Annotated in this window: 16 protein-coding genes; 4 read left to right on the top strand and 12 right to left on the bottom strand. The window is 57.6% G+C overall.

The genetic code is table 11. From position 1 onward, the window contains the following. Window positions 1-403: 403 nt before the first annotated feature. Entirely contained in the window at window positions 404-685 is a 282-nt protein-coding gene (locus MID00_RS12695) for a hypothetical protein (protein ID WP_254498910.1), read from the bottom strand. A gap of 167 nt (window positions 686-852) precedes the next feature. Here MID00_RS12695 and MID00_RS12690 point away from each other — a divergent pair, with 167 nt between their 5' ends. From MID00_RS12690 to MID00_RS12680, 3 genes are read left to right on the top strand one after another with little or no spacing between them, the layout of a single operon-like run. Then, window positions 853-2,931 carry a LamG-like jellyroll fold domain-containing protein gene (locus MID00_RS12690; RefSeq protein ID WP_022983355.1) on the top strand — a complete coding sequence of 693 codons (2,079 nt, stop codon included), beginning with the start codon at window positions 853-855 and terminating at the stop codon, window positions 2,929-2,931. Between the two features lie 21 nt (window positions 2,932-2,952). Beyond that, complete coding sequence (locus MID00_RS12685) at window positions 2,953-3,150, top strand: hypothetical protein (RefSeq protein WP_022983356.1); 198 nt, start codon at window positions 2,953-2,955, stop codon at window positions 3,148-3,150. Between the two features lie 21 nt (window positions 3,151-3,171). After that, window positions 3,172-5,349: a phosphocholine-specific phospholipase C gene (locus MID00_RS12680; RefSeq protein WP_009459369.1), complete on the top strand. Its 2,178-nt coding sequence runs from the start codon at window positions 3,172-3,174 to the stop codon at window positions 5,347-5,349. Window positions 5,350-5,506: 157 nt separating this feature from the next. On the opposite strand, the gene MID00_RS12675 is transcribed toward MID00_RS12680, so the two are convergent. From MID00_RS12675 to MID00_RS12655, 5 genes are all read right to left on the bottom strand, one after another. Continuing rightward, entirely contained in the window at window positions 5,507-5,983 is a 477-nt protein-coding gene (locus tag MID00_RS12675) for a hypothetical protein (RefSeq protein WP_009459371.1), read from the bottom strand. 24 nt (window positions 5,984-6,007) lie between these two features. Then, a complete protein-coding gene (locus MID00_RS12670) occupies window positions 6,008-6,556 on the bottom strand; it encodes a hypothetical protein (protein ID WP_254498909.1) in 549 nt (182 codons plus the stop codon). Between the two features lie 63 nt (window positions 6,557-6,619). After that, window positions 6,620-7,393 (bottom strand): OmpA family protein, encoded by a 774-nt coding sequence (locus MID00_RS12665; RefSeq protein ID WP_250756004.1) that lies wholly within the window; start codon window positions 7,391-7,393, stop codon window positions 6,620-6,622. Window positions 7,394-7,467: 74 nt separating this feature from the next. Beyond that, a complete protein-coding gene (locus MID00_RS12660; protein ID WP_254498908.1) occupies window positions 7,468-13,410 on the bottom strand; it encodes a YadA-like family protein in 5,943 nt (1,980 codons plus the stop codon). Then, a complete protein-coding gene (locus MID00_RS12655; RefSeq protein ID WP_254498907.1) occupies window positions 13,407-14,618 on the bottom strand; it encodes an EAL domain-containing protein in 1,212 nt (403 codons plus the stop codon). Before MID00_RS12655 ends, MID00_RS12660 begins: the two co-directional genes overlap by 4 nt. Before the next feature lie 649 nt (window positions 14,619-15,267). On the opposite strand from MID00_RS12655, the gene MID00_RS12650 reads away from it, so the two are divergent. Further along, on the top strand, window positions 15,268-15,831 hold the full coding sequence (locus MID00_RS12650; RefSeq protein WP_128831655.1) for a recombinase family protein: 564 nt from the start codon (window positions 15,268-15,270) through the stop codon (window positions 15,829-15,831). Between the two features lie 102 nt (window positions 15,832-15,933). Here MID00_RS12650 and gspF read toward each other — a convergent pair whose 3' ends face one another. Genes gspF through MID00_RS12620 form a run of 6 tightly spaced genes read right to left on the bottom strand, consistent with a single transcriptional unit; the run spans window position 15,934 to window position 23,148 of the window. Further along, entirely contained in the window at window positions 15,934-17,136 is a 1,203-nt protein-coding gene (gene gspF / locus MID00_RS12645) for a type II secretion system inner membrane protein GspF (RefSeq protein ID WP_021446947.1), read from the bottom strand. A 14-nt stretch (window positions 17,137-17,150) separates the two neighbouring features. Then, window positions 17,151-18,569, bottom strand: a complete 1,419-nt coding sequence (gspE, locus tag MID00_RS12640) for a type II secretion system ATPase GspE (protein ID WP_009459386.1) — start codon at window positions 18,567-18,569, stop codon at window positions 17,151-17,153. Further along, window positions 18,566-20,878 (bottom strand): type II secretion system secretin GspD, encoded by a 2,313-nt coding sequence (gene gspD / locus MID00_RS12635; protein ID WP_254498906.1) that lies wholly within the window; start codon window positions 20,876-20,878, stop codon window positions 18,566-18,568. Before gspD ends, gspE begins: the two co-directional genes overlap by 4 nt. A 13-nt stretch (window positions 20,879-20,891) precedes the next feature. After that, window positions 20,892-21,638, bottom strand: coding sequence for a type II secretion system protein N (gspN, locus tag MID00_RS12630; protein ID WP_009460064.1), 747 nt, complete (start codon window positions 21,636-21,638; stop codon window positions 20,892-20,894). After that, complete coding sequence (gspM, locus tag MID00_RS12625) at window positions 21,635-22,186, bottom strand: type II secretion system protein GspM (protein ID WP_021446949.1); 552 nt, start codon at window positions 22,184-22,186, stop codon at window positions 21,635-21,637. The genes gspN and gspM overlap by 4 nt, the downstream gene beginning before the upstream one ends. After that, window positions 22,183-23,148: a GspL/Epsl periplasmic domain-containing protein gene (locus MID00_RS12620; protein WP_009460072.1), complete on the bottom strand. Its 966-nt coding sequence runs from the start codon at window positions 23,146-23,148 to the stop codon at window positions 22,183-22,185. The genes gspM and MID00_RS12620 overlap by 4 nt, the downstream gene beginning before the upstream one ends. Window positions 23,149-23,151: the final 3 nt, after the last annotated feature.

Below are 23,151 nucleotides of genomic sequence, written 5' to 3'. Positions count from 1 at the left end.
TCGACTCTGGGTTCGAACTGACGGGGTGACATGACGCCCTCCCCCCGGACGGTTTTAAAGTCAGCCCGAACAACGATCCTGCCCCATCACAACTCAAACCAGCACTCCACCCAAACAACGATTCCCGACCTCACTCTCGAAGCCATTGAGAGCTGCTCGGGGTGCCAGCACAGGGGCGCGGGGCGAGTCAGACCACTTGCCGCAGGCGGAGTGACGATCGGGGATGCGAGCAGCCTGCTGCTTGAGCCCGACGCTTGTGGTTTGTCCGGGGGACAAACCACCGGGCGAGTTCAGGCTGCGCCCCGATTGTCACTCTGCCAAGGGCACCGACGCGCAGCGTCGGCAAGTGGTCCGCCCCGCGCCCCTGTGCCGGCACCCCGAGCAGCGCCCTACGAAGAATGCCTCAGGCCCCCCACTCTGCAGCAACCAACGCCCCCAAGCCTGCTCCACCTTCAAGCTCAGCAAACAACAACAACAACAACAACAACAACAACAACAACAACAACAACAACAACAACAACAACAACAACAACAACAACAACAACAACTTTGAGCCTAAAGCATAAAAAACGCCTAAAACCCCGCCAAACCACGCCACCGTAACAAACCATCCATCAAGCCGCCATATGCCTGCCAAGCCGCAGCCAGCCAGCCCTTGAGCCCCACTGCTCCCACCCCCGTCCATCCCTTCACATAAAACACAATCCAATCATCGGCGGATTTGCTGATCCGTTCACAGGGCAGTCATACGCCCTTCCTACACTGCCCGCAGTCCTGATCCGATGCCAACTGAGCAGCCCACCCCCACGCCCAGTCTGGCCTCTCTTTTCACTTTTCTACACGAGTGGCTGTATGACCTTCTCTCCCCGTCTTCCCAAGTCCCCGGCATTGCAGCGCATGCAGCAAGCCGGGCTTACTCTGTCCATGGCCTTGCTGCTAAGTGCTTGTAGTGGTGGCTCCGGCGGCAATGATGGCTCCACCAGTCCTGGCGTGGACCCGGAACCCCCTACCGTTGAACCCGGCGACAAACCCCAGGCCCTGGGTGGCAAAAAAGCACTGATCGTCACCATCGACGGCTTGAGCTACGAAGCCTTGTTGCAAGCCCGTCAGGCCGGCCAGCACCCCGCCCTGAAATCACTGACCATCGCCCCCGCACAAACCGGCGGCTATGTCGGCACCAGCAGCGAACAACGCACCCTGCCCGTCCCTGGCTGGGCCTCCCTGATCACCGGCGTTTGGGCAGACCAGCACGGCCTGCGTGGCGTAGGCACTGCCGCCCCCACACTGAGCGCCCCCACCCTGCTAGCCCTGGCTGACAAGCAGCCCCAGGCCGCCATGGCCCTGAGCGCCGCCGACTACCGCAAGCTGCTAGGTGAAGACCTGCAGGCCGGACGCATCCTCGAAGCAGCCAACTGTACCGACTCCGACAGCTGTGTCAGCGAGCAAACCGAAAAATACCTGCAGCAAGGCAAATCCCTGATCCTGGCCCAAATCCAGGCTCCCGCCCGTGCTGCCTCCGAGGGTGGCATGGGTGGCCAGGCCTACCAGCAAGCCGTGCAAGCCTCGCTGGCCTCAGTGGACAAACTGTTTGCCCTGATCGAAAAACGCAAGCAGGCAGACGCTTCGGAAGACTGGTTGGTCATTCTGACCACCAGCTATGGTCTGGACGAATTTGGCGGCACCACTGGCTCGCAATTCAACCGCAACAAGACCAGCTTCATCGCCACCAACAAGACACTGGCCTCCTTGCCAGCCGTTGACAGCGCCGTGACCAGCACGACGGACATGAACACCCTGGCGGCCGTTATCGACATTGCCCCCACTGTGCTGTCCCACCTGGGCATCCAAAGCGAACAGTACCGCTTCCGTGGCTCCCCACTGCAAGCTGAAACTCGTGTGCGCAACGTGTCCTTCAGCAAACCCGCCGACAAGAACATGGTGGACCTGAAATGGGTACTGGATGGTGACGCCTCGCAGGAAATCCAGGTCATGCGCGACGGCAAGCTGATCGCTACCCTGCCTGCCGGCACAACCCAGTACTCCGACCCATTGCCAGTATCGGAAAATGCTCAGACTTACTCGCTGATCTATTCGATAAGTTCAGGCAAGGCCGCATCCACCATCAAGGCTGAAGTCGGGTACCAACCCCCTCCCAAGCTGGCCGACACGCTGAAAAATGGGTTGCGCAGCTACTACACCTTCAGCTCACAACCTTTTACCGATGCTAAGGGCGGGAGCAGCCTGCAAACATCCAGCCCTAGCGTCCCGAGCGGTGAACTTATTGCTGCTGACTTCCTGGATCCCTCCCAGCCTAAAGGGGGCTTGCGCCTGGTCGGTAGCAAAGCCGATGCCAATGGAAACCGGGGTTATCGCCTGTCCTTGAGCCGCGAGTTGCTGGGCACAGGTGGTGTGCAAAAACTGACCATCGGTTTCTGGTTCCGAACCCCCGACAACTGTCACGGCTATGGCGCTCCCATCATGGCCAACAAGAACTACGACTCCGGTAACACTCCCGGCTTTGCACTGGGCCTGTTCAACGCCAATGGTTGTGACGTCCGCTTTAACACCGGTTATGGGGGCGGTCGCAATGAAAGTCAGGGTTACAACGTCACACCCGACCAATGGGCCTACATAGCCGTCGTGATTGACAAGTCCAAAGGCATCATGCGTGGGCACGTATTCGATACCAAAAAAGGGGCGCAGTTCGGGTCTGTAGCCTTGGAGGCCCGCACAATCGCCGCATTGGGCGGAACCGGCACCAGCGAACTGGGGCTGAACGAAGACGTTACCGGCCAGTACTACAAACGCTGGGGTCGCAGCGACATCAATATGGACTTTGGCGAACTGGCCATCTGGGATCGTGACCTGAGCACGGACGAGCTGACCAGTATTTACGAATCGCGCAAACCCTTGTCCAGCCTCCAACCCTGATAGCACAACCAAGGAATTCTCATGACTCCAACGAGCACTTCATTCACTTTCGAGCGCATGAAACGCGCATCCGTGCTGCTGATGTTATGCGGCCTGCTGGCTGCTTGCGGCGGCGGTAACGACACAGGCAACTCGAACAGCTCCGGCTCTACCGAAGAACCTGCTGAGCCGGGCAAACCTAACCCAGAACCTGCGCCGCAACTCAAATGCGCCCCTTGATTGATTAAGAGATTAAGCACAATGACTTCACGTCGCACATTCCTACGCAACATGACCGGTGCCAGCCTGGCAGCCGGCTCCCTGGCCGCCTTTCCTCCCAGTATCCGCAAAGCGTTGGCCATCCCCGCCAACAACAAGACGGGCACCATCAAGGATGTAGAACACATTGTGGTTCTGATGCAAGAGAACCGCTCCTTTGACCACTACTTCGGCACCCTGAAAGGCGTGCGTGGATTTGGAGACCGTTTCACAATCCCAATGCCCAATGGGCGCAACGTCTGGCAGCAAAATGTCAGCTCGACCGAAACCGTGATGCCCTATCATCTGGACGCCACCAAAGGCAATGCCCAGCGCGTTAACGGCACACCGCACTCCTGGTCGGACGGCCAGGCTGCCTGGGACCACGGCCGCATGGACTTCTGGCCCAAGCACAAGAATCGTCACTCCATGGGCTACTACCGCGAAGCCGAATTGCCCTTCCAATTCGCGATGGCGAACGCCTTCACCATCTGCGATGCCTACCACTGCTCCATGCACACCGGCACGAACTCCAACCGCATGTTCCTATGGACCGGCACAAACGGTCCGACCGGCACAGGCGAGTGTACCGTCAACAATGCGTGGGACAGCCTGTGGCCCTCGATCTTTGGCGGCTACACCTGGAAAACTTATCCCGAACGCCTGGAAGAAGCCGGTATCAGTTGGAAGGTGTACCAGAACCTGCCTGACAACTTCACCGATAACCCCTTGGCTGGCTTTATCCAGTACCGACTTGCCGCTGAAAAATCGGGCAAACCCACCAATGCCCCGTACGAACCATCTGACGACGTCGGCAATCCTCTATTCAAGGGCATTGCCAACACCATGCCCGACGGCGGATTTCTGGAACAAATCCGCAAGGATGTCGAGTCCGGCACCTTGCCACAAATTTCCTGGGTGGTGGCCCCAGCCAACTACTCTGAGCATCCTGGCCCTTCAAGCCCCGTGCAAGGCGCTTGGTACACCCAAGAACTGCTTGATGCGCTGACGGCCAATCCCGAGGTCTGGAGCAAGACCGTATTGCTGGTCAACTTTGACGAGAACGACGGCTTCTTTGACCACATTCCCTCCCCCTCTGCCCCATCGATTGATCCTGTCACTGGCAAACCTGCTGGCAAGACCTCGCTGAGCGAAGAAGAAATCGCGTTTGAATACTACAACTACCCCAGTCCCAAAGGTCTGGCCGGCCAGCCTCCACGTGATGGCAAAGTATTCGGCCCCGGCGTGCGCGTGCCCATGTACGTAATCTCCCCCTGGAGCCGTGGCGGTTGGGTGAACTCGCAAGTGTTTGATCACACATCCGTCATCCGCTTCATGGAAGAGCGCTTCGGTGTGATGGAGCCCAATATCAGCCCCTACCGCCGTGCCGTGTGTGGTGACCTGACCTCGGCCTTCAACTTTGCCAGCCCGAACGACGAGCCACTGCCTACCTTGAACGGCCGTCGCAACCGTCAAGAGGCTGATGCCATTCGCAACGCTCAGGAACGTCTGGCTCAAGTACCTCAGCCCGTGGACAACCAGCGCATTCCCGTGCAGCAAACCGGTGTACGCCCATCGCGTGCCCTGCCCTACGAGCTGCACGTCAGCGCCCGTTGCGACAGTGAAAAAGGCGTACAACTGCTGTTCTCCAACACAGGTAAAGCCGCCGCTGTTTTCCACGTCTACGACAAGCTGAACCTGGACCGTATCCCGCGCCGCTACATGGTCGCTCCCGACCAGATTCTGGACGATGTGTGGGACGTGCAGGCGAACAATCTGGGGCACTACGACCTGTGGGTATTGGGCCCGAATGGTTTCCACCGCCACTTCCGTGGTGATGTCAGCGTATTGAGCCAGCCCGACACCGCCCGTCCAGAAATCCGCGTTTGTTACGAAGTGACCAAAGGTGATGTTTATCTGGAAATGATGAACGGTGGCCAGTCGGCCTGCACCTTCACCATCCAGTCCATGGCGTACCGTGAGGACGGCCCATGGGAAGTCACCGTGGAACCAGGCAAGCAAGCCAAGCAATCCTGGGTTCTGAAATCCAGCGGTCACTGGTACGACTTTGTGGTGCGCAGCAACAGCGACCCAAGCTACTACCGTCGTTTCGCTGGCCGCGTGGAGTTTGGCGAGCACGGTGTCAGCGATCCGGCTCTGGGCATTCCGGCTTACCTGTAAGACTTAAACGCTGTGCATCTATAGTTCTCTATCGTCTGACTATGTGTGCGTGCGCACCACGCACACGTTTTGCCCCGATGCCTTTGCTTGGCATCGGGGCTTTTTTTTGTAGTGACTGGTGTGAAGCGGCAACTAAAAGCCCGCGGATCCAGCAAACTTAGCGGGTTAAGCGCGACCGAAGACCCAGGCCTAGGTAGTGCCTTCTACGTTGCCGCTTTCTTTTCGTCGCCACTCTTTCCTCTTTGACCTGGACCGATATCCGGGCGCTGCCCAACTCCACAACCGCGCGCAAAACAGCAGAGTAAGCAGTACGGGCAGGCAAGCAAACGTCAGCCCCTGCATACATAGCACGCTCACTGGACAGGGGGGACTCATCGGCCAGAAACAGGAGGGCGACATTATCCAGCTGCCGCATCGCGGAAATAACGGCGTACACATCAAACGCGCTCTCGCCCTCCCCGTCAATAATCAGAATGCGCTGGCGCTTTCCGAAAGTGGCAAGGTCTGTAGGACTGGTTGCTACCGTCGTGCACACCCCGGAGCCGGCCAAATAATCATGCAGGGCCAGCATATCGCCCACACGCGATGATGCAGGCTGTGCAATCAGGAGAAAAACCACATCAAAATCATACATAGGGCGCGATACGCAGTCCTGTTATCACCGACCACCCTGCATCAATTTAATAATGGCCTGTGTATGCTGGGCGTTCTGGGTTCCGATCAGCAAACGCCCATCGGAAATCGTTTCACTGATACGGGCCACGCTTACCAACTGCCCTTGCACACTTAACAACAGATAGTGGCCTCGTGCCTGAGCCGTGACACTGCGCAGTTTGCTAATGCCGTTCTGGTTCATCTCCAGTAGCAAAAACGTACCTTGATCCTGAGTGGTTACAGGGGTGACGCGGTGCAGATCGGATTGCGTCAAAACAGGCTGGGGCAGCGCATACAGCGAGGTTCCCCCCACATCCACGGCCACCAAGGGCGCTTCTGCTTTCTCTTGCGCCAAATGCAGGGTAATGACAGTTTGAGCTTGGGCACGTGAGGCCGTCGGTGCCGCCGTACTGGCATTGTTCGAACCACCCGCGCCTTGCATGACAGGCGGTGCTGGATCTACAGGTTCGGAAATATGACGAGGCATGGTTTGCTGACAAGCAGCCAGGCCACCAGCCAGAATCAACACCGCTAATTTGTGCAGAATATTCATTGTTTTCTCGATCAAGGCACACACCCGGTCAAGACGGGTGCGTGCCTGGTTGCCGCATCCAACTTAGCGTTGGCCTTGAACTTCGATATCGACCCGACGATTCGGTGCCAGGCAGGCAATCAAATCACTGCGATTGGGCTGATCACACTGCACAAGGGGGCGGTCCTGACCAAAGCCTTGCGTCACAATTGCGGCGGCTGGTATGCCCTGGGCGGACAAGGCCTGTCGTACCGTCTGGGCACGTTGCTGCGACAAACGCTGATTCGATGCCGCACTTCCAATCCGATCTGTGTGACCGGAAACCGTCACCCGTTCGATGTCGGACATTTGCTTGAGCTGGCCTGCAATATCACGAATCGTGCTCAGACCTGCGCTGGTCAAGGTCGCACTGCCAAACGCAAAGGCCACGTCCCCGGAAAGCGAAAACGGCTGAATGGTTGCGGTTTTCGGCGCCGCATCCAGAACAGAAGCACACTCACCAGGCTTCCAGTAAAAGCTGCGACCCAGCTTGTCCTGATCAAACAGCACCTTGAACTGACAAGTCTTGATGCCCTGTGCCGTGTTGAAGTGAAACAGGTAATCCCACTCGCGAACCTTGAAGCCTTCAGCAAAGTGCGGGCGACCCAGCAGGTCATACAGCTGATCGCGAGTCACGCCTTCCCGGACCTGACGCAGATTGTCGATATTCGGGTAAGAGCCCGTGTGAAAAGTTGCTTTATCCACTTCCGGAAACACCGGATTTTCCGTGTGGCCCTCCGAGTCCACCTGACTCAAGGTTCCGCAACCAGCAAGCACCAGGCTGCCTAGCAAAGCAGCCCCAAACCAATTTTTCTTCATGATCTGAATTCCTTCAAAAGTGTGTGCTGTGCATCGGCGCCAATGCGCCGATGCACCATAGAGTCAGGGCCGACTTACCATTGATAACCAATACCCACGGCACCACCGTAATCACCGCGCGAGGTGGTATTGCCCGAGAGCTTGTAAACCCACTTACCGTTATCGGTAATACCGGAGAAACCAATGGCCATACCGGACTCTCCACGCCAGGTACCGCCGGCCATGGACATCATGTGCTTGCCCGGCAAGTAAGCCTGAGGCAGAGACGCTGTTGCCATCGCGGCCGCCACACCTGCACTTAAGCGGTTATCCAGACGATTGATATCGTGGCGAATATTGTTGATCTGACCTTGCAGATTGCCCGCCACCTGATTCAACTGGCTTACGTTGACCGCATCGGTGTCATTCACGCCCGCCGCCACATTGGTGATGTGCTTGCCGGACATATTGATGCCGTTCTCGTTAATGATCGGGCCACCGTTATTGATCTGAATTTCATCGGCCTGAACATTCACTGCCGTAATGGAATTGACCTTCAGATCCTGGGATACCGATACCTTGATATCAGCGCCAACGGTCTGGCCTGCATCATTGACCCGGTCCGTCTTGGAGATAACGATGTTGTCCCCTTCAACAAAGCCCACCGTGTTGCCATTATGGATAGGCGTGCCGTCACCGGAGCCATTATTGCCACCACCTGTGGAGCCGGAACCATTGCCGTTGGAACCACCAGTATTGCCGCCTTCCTTGCCATCCGTCGGTGCTTCAACATTCCAGTGCATGCTGTCCAGAACATCTTTCAAGGAGGAGTGCTGGCCACCGTTGTAGGCAAACGAGCCGTTTCCATCCAGACCAATGAAGGACTCGATAGGCTGGAGCTGACCATAATTGACGGCATCGGTCGGATTGCGACCGGCGGCAACATTGGTGATGCGCATATCACCTGCGTTGATGCCAGCCAGGGTGATGCTCGGGCCATTATTGATGGTCAGGCCGGTGTTACCCAGATGTACGTCGTTTCCTACCGCAACCCCTGCGTTGTTGATGACGGTATCGCCGGTCTTCAGGCTGCCATCTGCTCCCAGATCAATGTCCTTGTTCAGCTTGACTTCAACCTGTCCGGAATCATCGGTGCCAGTCTGCTCAACCGTGACATTCTTGTCACCGACAAAGGCAACCTGGCCGTTCGGGCCAATATTGGCGCTATTGCCATCCGCATCGGTCACATTCCAGCCAGCGCTGGCAACGTCATTGACTTGCTTGAGCTGATCTTCGGTCGCCGCCTGACCGCTGGTGTAGTTGTCCGGATCCCAAGTCAGATTGGTCAGTCCGCCGATTCGGCCGGTATCACCATTGATCGTGACCGGGTTTGCTCCGCCCACCACGACCTGCGTGCTGCCGATAGCCGTGCTGTTACCGGCCGCATCTGCCACCGTGATCGAACCTGCGCCTACGGTAGTCGTGTCACCGGCGGCATTGCTGACCGTGGTGCCTGCCGCAGTCGTGGAGGTCTTGTTACCTGCCCCATCATCCACGGTCAGACCGTCGTTGTTCACGACCGTGTTTCCCGTCTTCAGGCTACCGTCTGCGCCCAGATCAATATCCTTGTTCAGGTTGAAGGCCAGGTCCGTGCCATCACGCGAAATGTTGATGTTGCCGTCCGTGTTACTGAAGTCCACCGAGGCGCCAGGCTTCACGTTTTCAGTAGCACCACCATTCGCGCTGATGTTCCAGCCTGCGTTGGCAACCTCTGAAACTTCTTTCAGCTGCGATACGTTCACCGCATCGGTGTCGTCTGTACCTTTGGCCAGATTGGTGATTTTCTTGCCGTTCATATTGATGCCGGCATCGTTAATCACCGGACCACCGTTATTGATGGTGATGCTGTTCAGGTCCGTCAGATCCTTGGCCATGACCAGGTTCAGCTTGTTGCCGTCACTATCAACACGCAGGTTCGTACCCGTGGACTCTGCGCCCTCGGCCAGTTCACCCGAGATAGTCAACGGTGTGTTGTCACCCAGCGTTTTGGCAATCGCGTCGCCGGTATTGCCGGCAAAGCTCAAGCCATCAGCCTGGGTGGCGATCTCGCTGCCCTTGTAGATAACATCACCACCGCTTTGGACAACAAAGTTGTCACCCAGGTGGGTTTCGCCCGTAACAGTCAGATTGTTGGTCGTGACGCTGTCGCCATTAACGATCGTGTCACCTACTGTGACGCTGTCACCGTTGATCACGGTATCGCCTACAGTGATGCTATTACCCACAGTCAGATCATCGGCCAGATTGAAAGCCAGGTCGGTGCCATCGCGCGTCACGGTGATGTTGCCGTCGTCATTGCTGAAGTCCACCGATGCTCCGGGTTTGACGTTCTCGGCGGCAGCACCATTGGCGCTGATGTTCCAGCCTGCGTTGGCAACCTCTTCAACATCCTTCAACTGCGACACGTTCACCGCATCGGTGTCGTCTGTCCCTTTGGCTAGATTGGTGATTTTCTTGCCGTTCATATTGATGCCGGCACCGTTGATCACCGGACCACCGTTATTGATGGTGATGCTATTCAGATCCGTCAGGTTCTGAGCCATGACCAGATTCAGCTTGTTGCCGTCACTATCAACACGCAGGTTGGCACCCGTGGACTCTGCTCCCTCGGCCAGTTCGCCGGAGATGGTCAGCGGTGTGTCGTCACTCAGCGTCTTGGCAATGGTGCTGCCGGTGTTGCCCGCAAAGCTCAAGCCATCAGCCTGGGTGGCAATTTCGTTGCCCTTGTAGATAACATCCCCGGTGTTTTGGACAACAAAGCTGTCACCCAAATGGGTTTCGCCCGTAACAGTCAGATTGTTAGTCGTGACGCTGTCACCGTTGATCACGGTATCGCCTACAGTGATGCTATTACCCACAGTCAGATCATCGGCCAGATTGAAAGCCAGATCGGTGCCATCACGCGAGATAACGATGTTGTCGTCATCATTGCTGAAGTCTACCGAACCACCCGGCTTCACGTTCTCAGCCATGGCACCATTGGCACTCACATTCCAACCTTGAGCCGCGTACTTGATCGCATCGTGCACCGTGTTTTCACCGGTATCTCCGATATTGCTCATGCTCAGGTTGCCATTAGAGGCCAGCGTGGCATTGCCACCCAAAATGTTTTTCGTGGTGTTAGCTACATTGCCCAGCACCGAATTCGTGGCATACAACTGGCTGCCATTGATCGCATCTGTGCTGCTGGCGCTGATCCGGCCCGCGGCCACATTCGTCACTGTGCGTTTTTCCTGCTCCGTACCCACGCTGACGGTAGCAACAGGACGATCTCCGGCAAAGTTGCCGTAGTTCAGCCCGTTCAAAGAAGCATTCAAGGTGCCAACCGCGCCTGCTGTTTCTGCACCATCACCCAGCGCTACCGAGCGTGCATTGAGCGCCTTTGAACCCTGTCCAATAGCGACAGCACGATCGGCCGTGCTGCGGGAGCCGTCACCCAGCGCGATTGCCTGACGCTCAAGCGCCCAAGCGTCACGGCCTTGTGCAATCGATGCCTCGCCAAAGGCATGTGCACCCTTGCCCTGTGCCTGTGCAAAATCAGCGGTGGCCTGAGCTTCGCGACCTACCGCAATGCTGCTATTGAACTGGGCAATGGAGTCCGTACCCAGCGCAATGGAGTCGCGGTTCTTGTCCTGATTTTCGACATCAGGATTAGACTGGCCGGAGCGAGCGTTAGTACCCATTGCAATACCGCGTGCCGCAAAGGCTTTGGCATCCGTACCGCTGGCCTGGGAATCACCGGCAGCCGCCCGTGATCGGGTGCCAAACGCCATAGCGTCATTAGCCGTTGCCGTCGCATTGCTACCCTGAGCGATGCCGCGAGCCGCATTCACCACCGAGTTTTTACCGATCACAATCCCTTCCACGGCTGTAGAACTGGATTCTGTACCGATCACAATCGAGTTCTCGACCGAGGGACCGTTTGCCTGGCGATCTGTGTAGGAATCCCGGCCAATGACGATGGAGTTCTTGTCACGGCTGACAACGTGCGTACCGATTGCCACGCCGCTCTCGTCCCGCGCTTCGGATTGGGAGTTACCGATAGTCGTGGAATTCAGCCCCAAGCCTTTGATGTTGTGTCCCAGCACAACAGATGACGCTCCCTCTGCCCCTGCCATATGTCCAATAGCAACCGAGTCCTTTTCCTTGGCAGTTGCATCAGGGCCGATGGCAATCGAGTCGATGGCTGTTGCAGCAGCACCGTTATTGTTCTTGTTGCCCTTGTCGACACCACCATCATTAACGCTGAAGTAACGAGGTTTGCTATCGGCAATCTGCTGGCCCCAGTCCTCGCCAACCTTCTCGGCCAGCTTTTCATAATCCACAGTCGCACCCAGCGTCACCTGATCAACAGCCGACTGCAACTGGCGCACGTTCACTGCATCGGTCTCATTGGCACCGTCTTCCACGTTCACAATACGACGTGTGAACTCACTGCCCGACTGGCTGCTACCAACGGAAACGGCACTGCCATTGAAGCCTCTATTGGTGAACTTGCTCAAGCCAGACACATCGTTTTGCGCGGCATGAGAGTTCAACCCCAGGGCTACGAAATTGCTGTCAGCATGAGCATTAGGGCCAATGGCAGTACCCGTTCCCAATGCCGTTGTCTGACGACCCATCGCGACCCCGGTATTACCGGCAATCGCCTTGTACCCAATCGCCACGCCTTCTGTTTCAGCGCCGGAGTCCTCACCAATACCGATCGCACGGTTTGATGACAGCCCCCGATTCGCATTCTTGCCCAGGCTGACATTGCTATCGCCTATGACATTCAGGCCGGCATCTCGGCCAATCGCCACGTTTTCGTTGCCATCCACGCCATTGCCGGTGCCATCACCCAGCGCCACATTGAACTGACCTTTGACGTTCTGACCACTGGCCTGACCGATGGCAATATTGTGCGAACGATCACCCGGCAGATGATTGCCAGTGGCCTGGCCTGCGCCATTACCGATAGAGATATTGTTTTCTGCATCAGCCTGAGCACCTAAACCCAAGGCGATCCCGTTAGCCCCACTGGCCTGTGCCTGCATACCCAAGGCAAGCGCATTATTTCCACTTGCCGCTGCTTCGCGGCCTACCGCAACGCTGGCCAAACCGCTGCTCCGACTATCCTTTCCAATGGCAATGGCTGCCTCCGGTTTGGGTCGACTGTCTGCGCTGGCGACACTGGCACCGTCACCCAATGCAATCGCGCTGTCGGCGTCGGCCAGCGCACCTTGTCCTGCAGCAATACTGCGATCCCCCTCTGCCTTGGACTCAGGGCCAATTGCAATGGATTCTTCACCATTCGCCTCGGAATCAGGCAGCTCCGAGTTCGCACGGAAATACTTCACGCCAGGATTGGTTTCATCCACTCCCAAGGCAATCAGACGATCGTTAACAGTCACCAACCCTGTTTCAGTAGCGCCAATTCGAGTGTCATGTGCAGCGATGGCGGTTTCGTTGCCCGCAATTCGACTGTCATGGGCCATGATGGCCGTTTCATTGTCCGTAATGCGAGTCCCATGATCCGTCAGAGTGGACTCATTGCTCGTGACCCGCCCTTCCAGCCCATCAATCTTGCCGGTATTGGTCTGCACCTCAGCGGACGTAGCATTGAGCTGCGCCTGGGTCGCCACAGACTCACCACCCACCGTAATCTGATCGGCACTCAAGGCGCCGGAGATCATCAGGCTACTCAACCCCACGATGCTGCCACCACCACCCGTAAACCGAATGGTGCCGCCTGGGCTGGTGAAGTCAATGAGGTTGCTCTGACCGTCGCCTGGAATCTCGACTGCCGCCCAGGCATTGCTCATCGCCAATGCGCTTGCTGTCAACAAGGCGAGCCATCCCATGCGTGCGGAAAAAGACGCACGCTTTCCTCCTTTGACGCACGAGGAACTGCGCTTGCCTTTGGCTTTCTTGTGCTCAGAAACGGCAACAAATGTTCCCGTTTGCTCATTCCAGATGGTTTTATAGACGTGATTCATCTCTGTTCCTGATCCTTTAAGGAATACGTGTTGAGTGCTACGTTGATGTGTGTGGGGCTGAAACTGTCTCGAACGCACAAAGGCTCCGCCCCCTCCCGGGGGGGCAGGACGCAGGGGGGGTCTATGTAGTAGCCTTGGACGGCGTGCACGCCGGCATCGACGCTCAACTGGAAATCCAGGGCAGTCTCAATTCCTTCGGCGATGACGTATTGGCTGATGCCATGCGAGGCATGAACCCAAGAATGAAGGGCAGCAAGGCCGTCCCTGTCCCGTGCCTGATGCACCAGGGATTTATCAAGTTTTAAGACCTGGGGTCGGATCTGCCGAGCCAGATCCAAGGTATTGAATCCGGTCCCAATATCATCAATGGCAACTTTGCAACCCAGGCCGCGCAAGGTGCGCAGCAGGCTAATGGCGGCTTCCTGATCAAAGACAGAAGCCGTTTCGGTAATTTCCAGGGTCAAACGGCTGGCCAGCTGTGGCGCATCGCGCAGCACCGCAATCAGCAGCCGCCACCACGGCCCCTGTTGCAAAGACAAGGGGGAAATATTGCAGGCAAGGTGAACATCTGGATAACACTCCAGCACCTGTACCACCGACCACAGAACGCTGGCATCCAGACGTTCGGTCACATGCAAGCGCTCTATGGCCTGAACAACCGGCGCACAAGAAACGGACTGAGTACTGTTCTGCGCATCATCCCAGCGCAACAGCACTTCGTAGTACAGAACCTGCCCGCGATCCTGCACAAAGACCACAGGCTGAAATGACAGGGCAACCTTCTCGTCCCGCATATCTGCAAAGAAACGAGTCGCCAAAGCCATGTCGCGCCGAGTCTGCTCGCCAACAGGAGGCTCAAGCTCGGAGAAGGCAATAGTGCTGGCCAGAGACTGCAATTGAGACAGGCAAACCGGACGGTCGCCCGATGCTTCAACCCAAGCCGGAACAACATTGACCAGGATGCGGTCCGAGCCGCAGCGAACGGGCTCGTAGCACAGCGCCGCTTTGACTCGTTCCAGAAACAGGTCCTTGTCAAGCTGGCTGGGCAGACGACAATTCGTCAAACCAATCAACACCACTTGATCAAGCACCAGGATGTCGCTGCGTGCTATGCCGTAGGGACGCAGGCGCGCCGAAATGGCGGACAAAAAGGCTTGCTGGAACAGGCGCGCATCATAGGCCTGGGCAAGCGTTGCCAGTCTTCGCAAGCCTAAAAGCAAATAGCTGCTTGAAGGAGTAACTTGCTGCAACCAGCAGGACAATGACTCTAGCGACTGGACGCCCATTACGCGCCCCGCTTCGCCGGTTGGCACTCTGGACGCTGTGTGTGAATCAGCGTCTGGCTTTTCACCTGACAGCGGTCAAAAAGCCTCCTTTATGTCAACATCGATTCCATAACAAATAGACACGTTTGTACGTGAAAATTACGCTGAAAAGGATCATTTCGATGCGCTATTCGGTTGGGACTAAAAGGAGGCTTCTTGTCAAAATCGCAAGCCTATTTACGCCTTTTCTTAACCATTGTTGACGCTTGCCTATGGCTGGCTGCAACGTTCTTCAGAAAGTGCATCGGTCAGACCTGCTTCGTGTTGACACACATGTGGCCGCCGCTAACACTTAATCAGTATCTGCATCTGAAACACAGCGTTAATAAAAAATTACGTAATAGTTTTTATTGCAGTACGAGCTACCTCAATCGCCGTTTACGTGGCAGCAGGTTTGCATGCGGTTAGTAAAACTTGACATCGCGTGGCCAACATTCCACTGGACCATCTTGGGTTTACTAACATCGATTGCACTGAGATGTGGTCGAGTGGGAGGGGGGAGGCTGCGCTTTGCGCTAGGAAGATGGGTACTATGAGTAAGAAATATGGATATGCACGCGTTTCAACACAGGATCAAAACCTGGACCTACAGATCGCGGCTTTACAAAAGGTGAATTGTGATCATATCTATACGGATAGAGGGATATCAGGGGCTAAAGCAACACGTCCAGGATTGAATCATCTGCAGCGAAAACTGAAATCGGGTGACACGCTTATTGTCTGGCGTCTGGATAGGCTGGGCCGATCACTACGCTATTTGGTCGACACGATCGATCGTTTAGGCAAAGAGAATATCCATTTCATTTCCTTGACGGAAAATATAGACACGACAACATCGGGTGGTAGATTGCTGTTTCATATGATGGCCGCCCTGGCTGAGTTTGAGCGCTCGCTGATTAGCGAACGCACTCGCGCAGGAATGGCAGCAGCGCGTGCCAATGGCAGGCCACTAGGCAGACGCCCTGCCTTATCACCCGCCCAACACAAAGAAGCACTTATTGCGCTGACCAATCAAGTTCCGCTGGACATCGTTGCCAAAAAATATGACGTGCATCCCAGGACAATCCGCCGCATCAAGGCCACGGCCTCGACATAGCCGGCTCAACGCAAGTGACTTAAGTATTAGTCAGCATTGCCGCCAGACAACTAGGTGGCGGCAATGATCTGTAGAGGAACAGGGCAAGCACCCTACCGCCTTTTACTGCACCAGCTGATTCATCTCGATAATTGGCAGCATCACTGCCAGAACAATCAACAGCACCAAACCGCCCATCAGCAAAATCATCAAAGGTTCCAGCAAGGCGGTCATGGTCAGGGCTTTGCGCTCCAGCTCGGTTGATAAGGTCGTCGCAGCCCGATCCAGCATGGGCGCCAGCTCACCGGTTTTTTCACCGCTGGCAATCAGTTGGACTAACAGCGGCGGGAACAAGGCACTACGCTGCAAGGCGGTCGCCAAAGGCAGACCCTCACGCACATGGATGGCGGCCTGATTCACGGCACCGCGCAAGGCCAGATTGGACACAGTACGCCCGGCCGCTTCCAATGCCGTTAGCAAGGCCACATTGCTGCCAGCCAGAATAGCTAACGTGGCAGCGAAGCGAGCGGTATCCACGCCCAGCAAGTAGCCTCCCAGAACAGGCACGCTTAACAGACGCCGATGAAAGGCCAGCTTCAAGGCCGGCTGTCGCAGCAAAAAAGCCACCAGGCCAGCCGCCAGCAAGAGCACAACAAATAACACCAGGCCCCATTCACGCAGCAGATCACTGGCGCTGATCATGACCCGAGTCAGCATGGGCAGTTGCTGTTTGGCTTGGGTGAAGGCCCCTACCACTTGCGGGACGACGTAGCTCAGCAAGAACACCACCATCGCCACGGAAATCAGGCTGACGATGGCTGGGTAGATAAAAGCCGTCAGCACCTTGCCGCGCAAGGCTCCACTGTCCTCAATGAAACTCGCCAGACGGTCCAGCACTTGTTCCAGCTCGCCAGACTGCTCCCCTGCCCGCACCAATGCTCGGTAGATCTCAGGGAAGTCGCGCGGGTGATTCGCCAAGGCTTCACTCAAGCTTTGTCCTGCCCGAATATCCGCACGCAGGGCTGCCAGCAATTGCACCAAAGGCCGACGAGTCGCCTGCTCAATCACCACGCCCAGGCTGGCCTCCAGAGACAAGCCCGCCGCCACCAGACTGGCTAACTGTCGGGTCAGCCAGGATAACTCGGTACGACGCAGGCCCGCACTGCGAGCACGGGCAGCGGCTCGGCTACGGCCCGCCTTCAGGGAAACTGTCAGCAGACCCCGGGACAGTAATTGCTGACGCGCCAGCCGTTCGCTCTCGGCCTCCAGCACACCCCGCTCGCTGCGTCCGGCCTGGTCCACCGCCTCATAATGATAAGTACCCATGCTCTTTCGCCCCCTTATAACTCGCGCGTGACGCGCAATACTTCTTCAGGGGTACTGATGCCCTGCTCTACCCAACGCTGGGCATCCTCGCGCAAACTACGCATGCCCGATTCACGCGCGGCCTGACGCAAGGCAGGTTCGGCTCCGGCAGCATTCAACAAGTGCTGGGCACGTTCATCGATGCGATACAGCTCGTGAATCCCGGTACGGCCTTGATAACCCGTGTGAGCGCAATGCTCGCAACCAGCAGGACTGGCCCGATACTGCCCGTGCTCGGCAGGCTGACGACAATGTCGGCACAGCTTGCGTATCAGCCGCTGGGCCAGCACGCCACGCAAGGTAGACGCCAGCAAAAAAGGCTCCACACCCATATCGACCAAGCGAGTCGCGGCGGACACGGCATCGTTGGTGTGCAAGGTGGCCAGCACCAGGTGACCTGTCAAAGAAGCCTGCACCGCAATCTGCGCGGTTTCCAGATCCCGAATTTCCCCGATCATGATGATGTCCGGGTCCTGTCGCAATATGGCACGCAAGGCACGTGCAAAGCTCAACTCAATACGGGGATTGACCTGCGTCTGGCCCACGCCTGGCAAGTCATATTCAATCGGATCTTCCACCGTCAGCACATTGCTGCGGGCTGTATCGACACGGCCCAGAGCGGCATACAAGGTGGTGGTTTTACCGCTGCCGGTAGGCCCGGTAACCAGCACAATGCCGTGTGGTTGATGAATCAGCTCATCGAGCTGAGCCAGGATGTCCGGGGCCATGCCCAGACGCTCCAGCTCCAGTTGCCCGGCTGACTTGTCCAGCAAACGCATCACGGCACGTTCGCCATGTCCGGTAGGCAGAATCGAGACACGCAGATCCAAGGCCCTGCCCCCCACTTTCAGGGCAATACGGCCATCTTGGGGCAAGCGTTTTTCGGCAATATCCAGGCTGGCCATAATCTTGATGCGGGACACCAAAGCACCATGCAAGGCTCGACGCGGGCTGACGATATCGCGCAAACGGCCATCCACCCGGTAACGCACGACCGAATGGGTTTCATAAGGCTCCAGGTGTATATCACTGGCACCATCCCGCACCGCCTGGGTGAACAAGGCGTTGATCATGCGGATGACCGGCGCATCGTCCTGATTTTCCAGCAAGTCAGTGACAGCGGGCAGTTCCTGCATCAGGCGATCCAGGTCCACCTCATTGGCAGCCGCATCCACCACGCTGGCGGCATCGTCGCCCTGTGCGTAACTGGCATCAATCAGGGTATCCAGCTCCGCATCCGGAACTTGCCGCTCGTCCAGCTCGGGATAGCGTCGCCGCAATTCCACCAAGGCCCAATCCGGTGTACGCTCGCTAATGACCAGCGTGCCCACGCCTTGCTGCTGCGTCAGCACCGCACGGTGCTGACGTGCCCAGGAGTACGGCAGGCGGGTCATAGCGTCTCTCGCAGGTCCACGGCTCCGGACGAGCCTGCGGCCTGTGGCAACACCATGTGTCCCGCATCCGGGTGGAACCAGGTGGAGCGATCGGGCAAGCCTGTCTGCACGGCACGCATGTAGTTGTAGCGGTCCAAAGACAGGCTTTGGCTATCTTGGGCATTACGCACAATATGAGGGCGCAGGAACACCATCAAATTGGTTTTGGTACGCTTGCGTTTCTCGTATTTGAAGAGGTTGCCCACCAACGGAATATCGCCCAGCAAGGGAACCGATTGCTGACCATCTTCAATCGAGTCTTCCAATAAGCCGCCCAGCACAATAATCTGCCCATCATCGACCAGAACATTGGTACTAAGCGCACGTTTACGCGTGACAGGCGCGCTGGGCGATACCGACGTAGTAGGGTCCAGGCTGCTGACCTCCTGGTACAGAGCCATCTTGACGGTCCCACCTTCGGAAATCTGCGGACGCACTTTCAGGGTCAGGCCCACATCCTCGCGCTGAATGGTCTGAAAGGGATTACTGGCCCCATCACCCGTGGTCGTGTACTGCCCCGTCACAAAGGGCACGGTACGGCCCACCATGATGCTGGCTTCTTCGTTATCGAGCGTCATCAGGTTGGGTGTGGACAGAATATTGATGCCGCCCTGGCGCTCCATCGCCCGGGCCAGGACGCCCAGATTGACAATCTGCTGGCCCAGCACGTTCACCGTGCCTTTGACCACGCCCAGACTTAAACCCGCCGCCAAAGAATCCAGCGTGGTCACCCCGGCCTTGTTAATCCCGCTGCCGCCCAGATTGGCGCCCCCGACAAAACCTGAACCTCCATCGGCAATATTGCCACCGCCTGTCATCCACTGGATGCCAAACTCGGCCGCATTCTCCGCATTCACCTCCACAATCAGGCTCTCGACCAGCACTTGAGCGCGACGTTGATCCAGTTGATCGATCACTTCACGCAAGCTGCGGTAAACCGGATCAGGGGCCGAAATGATCAGCGTATTCGTGGATGGATCAGCCTGCACAGTGGCACCGCCAGCGCTAAAGGCCACGGTGCCGCTAGCATTGTTTGCGGCGCTCAAACCCATCTCGGCCTGAGGCTGCTGCTTGGCGGTGGCCGACGTGTCCATGGCTTTGGCACCGCCGGTGGTGCTGGCGTTGGCGGCGGGTGCCAGGCTATTGCTGTTCGCCTGTTGATTCCCGGTACTCGCGTTCCCCGAAGGCGCTTGCCCAGTCAAGGCCCCCCGCAGCACTTCAGCCAGCTGCACCGCCTGAGCATTGCGCAGATAGACCACATGCAAATTGCCTTTATTGCTTTCCGGGCTGTCAATACGCCGGATCAGGTCACGGGCCAGATCCAGCCGGGCCGGACTGCCTGCCCGCACCAGAACCGAGTTGCTGCGCGGGTCGGCCACCACCGTAATGCGCTGCGCCACATCGTTGCCGGGCGTATCGAGCATTTGCGAGGCCAGGGCTGCCACATCCAGGGCCACGCCGTAGTCAATCGGGATAATGTCCGTGTTCAAGCCTGCGGGGGTATCGATCCCCGCAATGACCTGAGCGATACGGTCCAGATTGTCACCGTAATCGGTCACCACCAGCGTGTTGTTGGACGGGTAGGCATTGATGGGATTATTGGGCGAAATCATCGGCCGCAGCACCGGAACCAAGGCGGTCGCATTTTCATAACGCAAGGTAAACACCCTCGTTTCCAGCTCGCCGCTGCCACTGGCCCCGGTACCGGCCGCCCGCACTGCACCGCCCTGCTGGCGCGCTTCAGCTTCAGGGACCACCCGACTGACCTTGCCACTACGCAACACGGCAAACCCTTGCATGCGCAGGGCAGACAACAGCATCTCGTAGGCGGTACGGGCATCGACCGGTACTTCGGACACCAAAGTCAGCTGTCCTTTTACGCGAGGGTCCACGATGAAGTTCTGGCCGGTAAAGCGGGCCAAGGCAGCTACAACCCCATCCAGCTCGGCATCCACAAAATTCAGTGTGATGTCGTTGCCTTGCGGGAACTCGGCCGGATCGGGCAAGTCGATCGGAGCAGCACTGCCCCCGACACGCTGCGGGACCCGACGCGTCACAGCCGGAGGCGACGTATTGCTATTGGCAAAGCGCGGGTCAGCCTGAGTGCTACGAACAGGCGTCTTGCCTACCGAGGCAAAAAACGAAGAAGGATCGGGGCCGGGTTCAGGCTTCTGACCATTGCTCGCACAGGCGCTCAACAGCACGGCTGCACCCAGGCTTAAAAGGAAGCGAGGCCGCAGCCCATGAGGTCGTTTAGTCAAGGTACTCATAGTCAAAATATCGTTATTCCTGCTTGCTAGTCGTTGTGGCTATTTGCCATTGGGTCACACCCTGACGCTGAGGCCCCAAGGCCTCCAGTAACTCTTTGAATCGTTGATCGTCGGCTTGTTTGGCTTGGGCGCGTCCTTCAAACAGCCCACCATCCGGCCCCCACTGACCTTGACCTGCCAAGGTCAAATCCCCCGCCAAGGTACGCAGGCTTAACTGCACGCCCTGACCCTTGCGGCTGACTGCCAATTGGTAATCACCCAGCTCGGCCTGGGCTGCCAGCGCGGAGCGTGCATTACGCCAATCCAGTTCCAGCAACGGCCCGGTTTCAGCGGCCAGAGCCTGACTGGGCCAGCGCAGCTGCAATTGCCCTTGCGGTTGCACGGTCTGCAACAAAGGATGTAAACGTCCTAACAGCGCGGCGGGAGCGGTCAGGCTTTGGCCCGAAATACGCCAACCTTGCAGGCTGGCCTGCAGGCGCACAGGCTGATCCAACCAGCCATGGCTCAACTCCATTTGCGGCCAGGGTGCCAAACGCCAACGCCAGCTGACAGGACCAGGAACGGTGCGGGCCAACAGACCCGAACCCACTACCAGCAAGCCTTGACCGGAGGCCAGGCTGCCATGGGCGGTTTCCAGCCGTAGCGGCAACTGCTCGGGCTGCCAGGCCAGCATCATGCGGGCAGGCAGAAAGGGCACGGCGGCCAGCAGCAGAGACAGCGCCAGCAAAACCCACCCCATGATCTTGGTCAGCTTTTTCATGAAGGCTCTCCTGCACGCAGCACAATGCGGCCATCCAGCAGACCGGCGCGTTCACGGCTATCGACCACAGAGCGACTCATGCTGACTTCCTGCACGGCAAAGCCCAGCACGCGAGGGGCGTGCATCAGCCAATCTATCAAGGCAGGAGCGGCCACGGCCTGGCAGACCAGAACACGTTGCTCGGCCTGTGACTGCTCTGTCTGACACTGGGTACCCAAGGTCTGCAAGCTGCGCTGCAACGCCTTGTCTTGCCCTTGTCCATCCACAGGCGCGACCAGCTCTTTATCCAGAACCTGAATTTGCGACAGCACGGTTTGCAGTTGCGCCATCTCGTATTGCAGACGAGGCAGCTCCTGTTTTGCCAAGGCCAGATCACGAATGGCAGGACGTAAGAGCAACAACCACAGAAACATCAAAACCAGCAAAGCGCCCAATACCGACAAGGCCAATTGATCCCGACGGCCCAAGGCTTGCCAGTACTGTCTTGCCAGGGCGAGCTTGCTTTGTACGGTCAGCCATACAGGCTGGAGTGCGGTGAATTTGCTCATTGCGGCGCCCCCTGCTGGCTGGCTGCTTGCGCTGCTTTGCTGAAACCAATTTCCCATTGGCGGGCAGACTCGCCCTGCTTCCACTCCAGATCCGATTCAGCCGGCAAAGGCTGCGCGGCCAGTTCGCTAGCCAGCGTCAAATGCAATTGCTGATCTTTGAAACTCAATGCCCGCACCTGTCCTTGCAAAGCAGGCCACTGCACGGCGCTGGCCATCAATAAACGATCAAAGGGAGCCGAGGCCGGGCTTTTCTCGGTCAGCAAACCATCACGATGCTGTCTGGCCTGCGTCAAGGGCGCGACGATAACGGGCAGGTGTGGCAAGGCTTGCCGAACCGCCTGCTCCATCTGGGTCTGTACCTGTTTCATCTGGGATCGCAACGATTGCGCCTGCTGCTGCAAGACCAAGGTCCAGCTCAAGATGGCGGCCAAAGTCCACCACAGGCTTTGTCGTAGCACGCTGTTTCCGCCACTGGCGGCCATCTCCGGCATCAGCAAGGAGCAGGCGGGTACGGTCAAGGTTTGGCCCTGGCCCTGCCTGTCTTGCTCATGGCCATCGGACCAGGCATAAACCCCGCTCAACGGCAGTCCCAACTGACGCGCCTGCTCCCCCAAAGCCAGCAAAGGCTGGCGCTCCGTCCAGGCCAATTGACTCATCCCGGACGGCCCCGGTGCCGAACAGGCCACCCACACCTGTTCGATAGGACTCAAGCACATAGGCTCGACCGCACTACTCGCCACAGCCTGCCGCCGCGAGGCGCTGACCGAGGGAATACGCGCTTCCGTCACCGTCGCCATCCCTGCAGGCAGGACCAGTTCCAAAGAGCGGGCCAGGCCCTTGAACTCCTGCACCTCTCCCCGCCCACGGCGCAATACCCTGGCGCGCTTGTCCCGCAGCACAAAGTCCACCGGCTGATCCAGCCTTGGCGGAGAGTCCAAATAAATACGCAGCACTTTGCTCATCAC

Source organism: Alcaligenes sp. NLF5-7 (assembly GCF_024266725.1).
GTDB classification, from domain to species: Bacteria; Pseudomonadota; Gammaproteobacteria; order Burkholderiales; family Burkholderiaceae_B; genus Alcaligenes; species Alcaligenes phenolicus.
The sequence above is the reverse complement of the archived record's forward strand: the minus strand, read 5'-3'. Positions and strand labels throughout refer to the sequence as shown.

Bases quoted from the DNA above. Each gene is read 5' to 3' on its own strand.
- MID00_RS12695 (WP_254498910.1), bottom strand. From the start codon at position 685: ATGGACGGGGGTGGGAGCAGTGGGGCTCAAGGGCTGGCTGGCTGCGGC.
- MID00_RS12690 (WP_022983355.1), top strand. From the start codon at position 853: ATGACCTTCTCTCCCCGTCTTCCCAAGTCCCCGGCATTGCAGCGCATG.
- MID00_RS12685 (WP_022983356.1), top strand. From the start codon at position 2,953: ATGACTCCAACGAGCACTTCATTCACTTTCGAGCGCATGAAACGCGCA.
- MID00_RS12680 (WP_009459369.1), top strand. From the start codon at position 3,172: ATGACTTCACGTCGCACATTCCTACGCAACATGACCGGTGCCAGCCTG.
- MID00_RS12675 (WP_009459371.1), bottom strand. From the start codon at position 5,983: ATGTATGATTTTGATGTGGTTTTTCTCCTGATTGCACAGCCTGCATCA.
- MID00_RS12670 (WP_254498909.1), bottom strand. From the start codon at position 6,556: ATGAATATTCTGCACAAATTAGCGGTGTTGATTCTGGCTGGTGGCCTG.
- MID00_RS12665 (WP_250756004.1), bottom strand. From the start codon at position 7,393: ATGAAGAAAAATTGGTTTGGGGCTGCTTTGCTAGGCAGCCTGGTGCTT.
- MID00_RS12660 (WP_254498908.1), bottom strand. From the start codon at position 13,410: ATGAATCACGTCTATAAAACCATCTGGAATGAGCAAACGGGAACATTT.
- MID00_RS12650 (WP_128831655.1), top strand. From the start codon at position 15,268: ATGAGTAAGAAATATGGATATGCACGCGTTTCAACACAGGATCAAAAC.
- gspF (WP_021446947.1), bottom strand. From the start codon at position 17,136: ATGGGTACTTATCATTATGAGGCGGTGGACCAGGCCGGACGCAGCGAG.
- gspE (WP_009459386.1), bottom strand. From the start codon at position 18,569: ATGACCCGCCTGCCGTACTCCTGGGCACGTCAGCACCGTGCGGTGCTG.
- gspD (WP_254498906.1), bottom strand. From the start codon at position 20,878: ATGAGTACCTTGACTAAACGACCTCATGGGCTGCGGCCTCGCTTCCTT.
- gspN (WP_009460064.1), bottom strand. From the start codon at position 21,638: ATGAAAAAGCTGACCAAGATCATGGGGTGGGTTTTGCTGGCGCTGTCT.
- gspM (WP_021446949.1), bottom strand. From the start codon at position 22,186: ATGAGCAAATTCACCGCACTCCAGCCTGTATGGCTGACCGTACAAAGC.
- MID00_RS12620 (WP_009460072.1), bottom strand. From the start codon at position 23,148: ATGAGCAAAGTGCTGCGTATTTATTTGGACTCTCCGCCAAGGCTGGAT.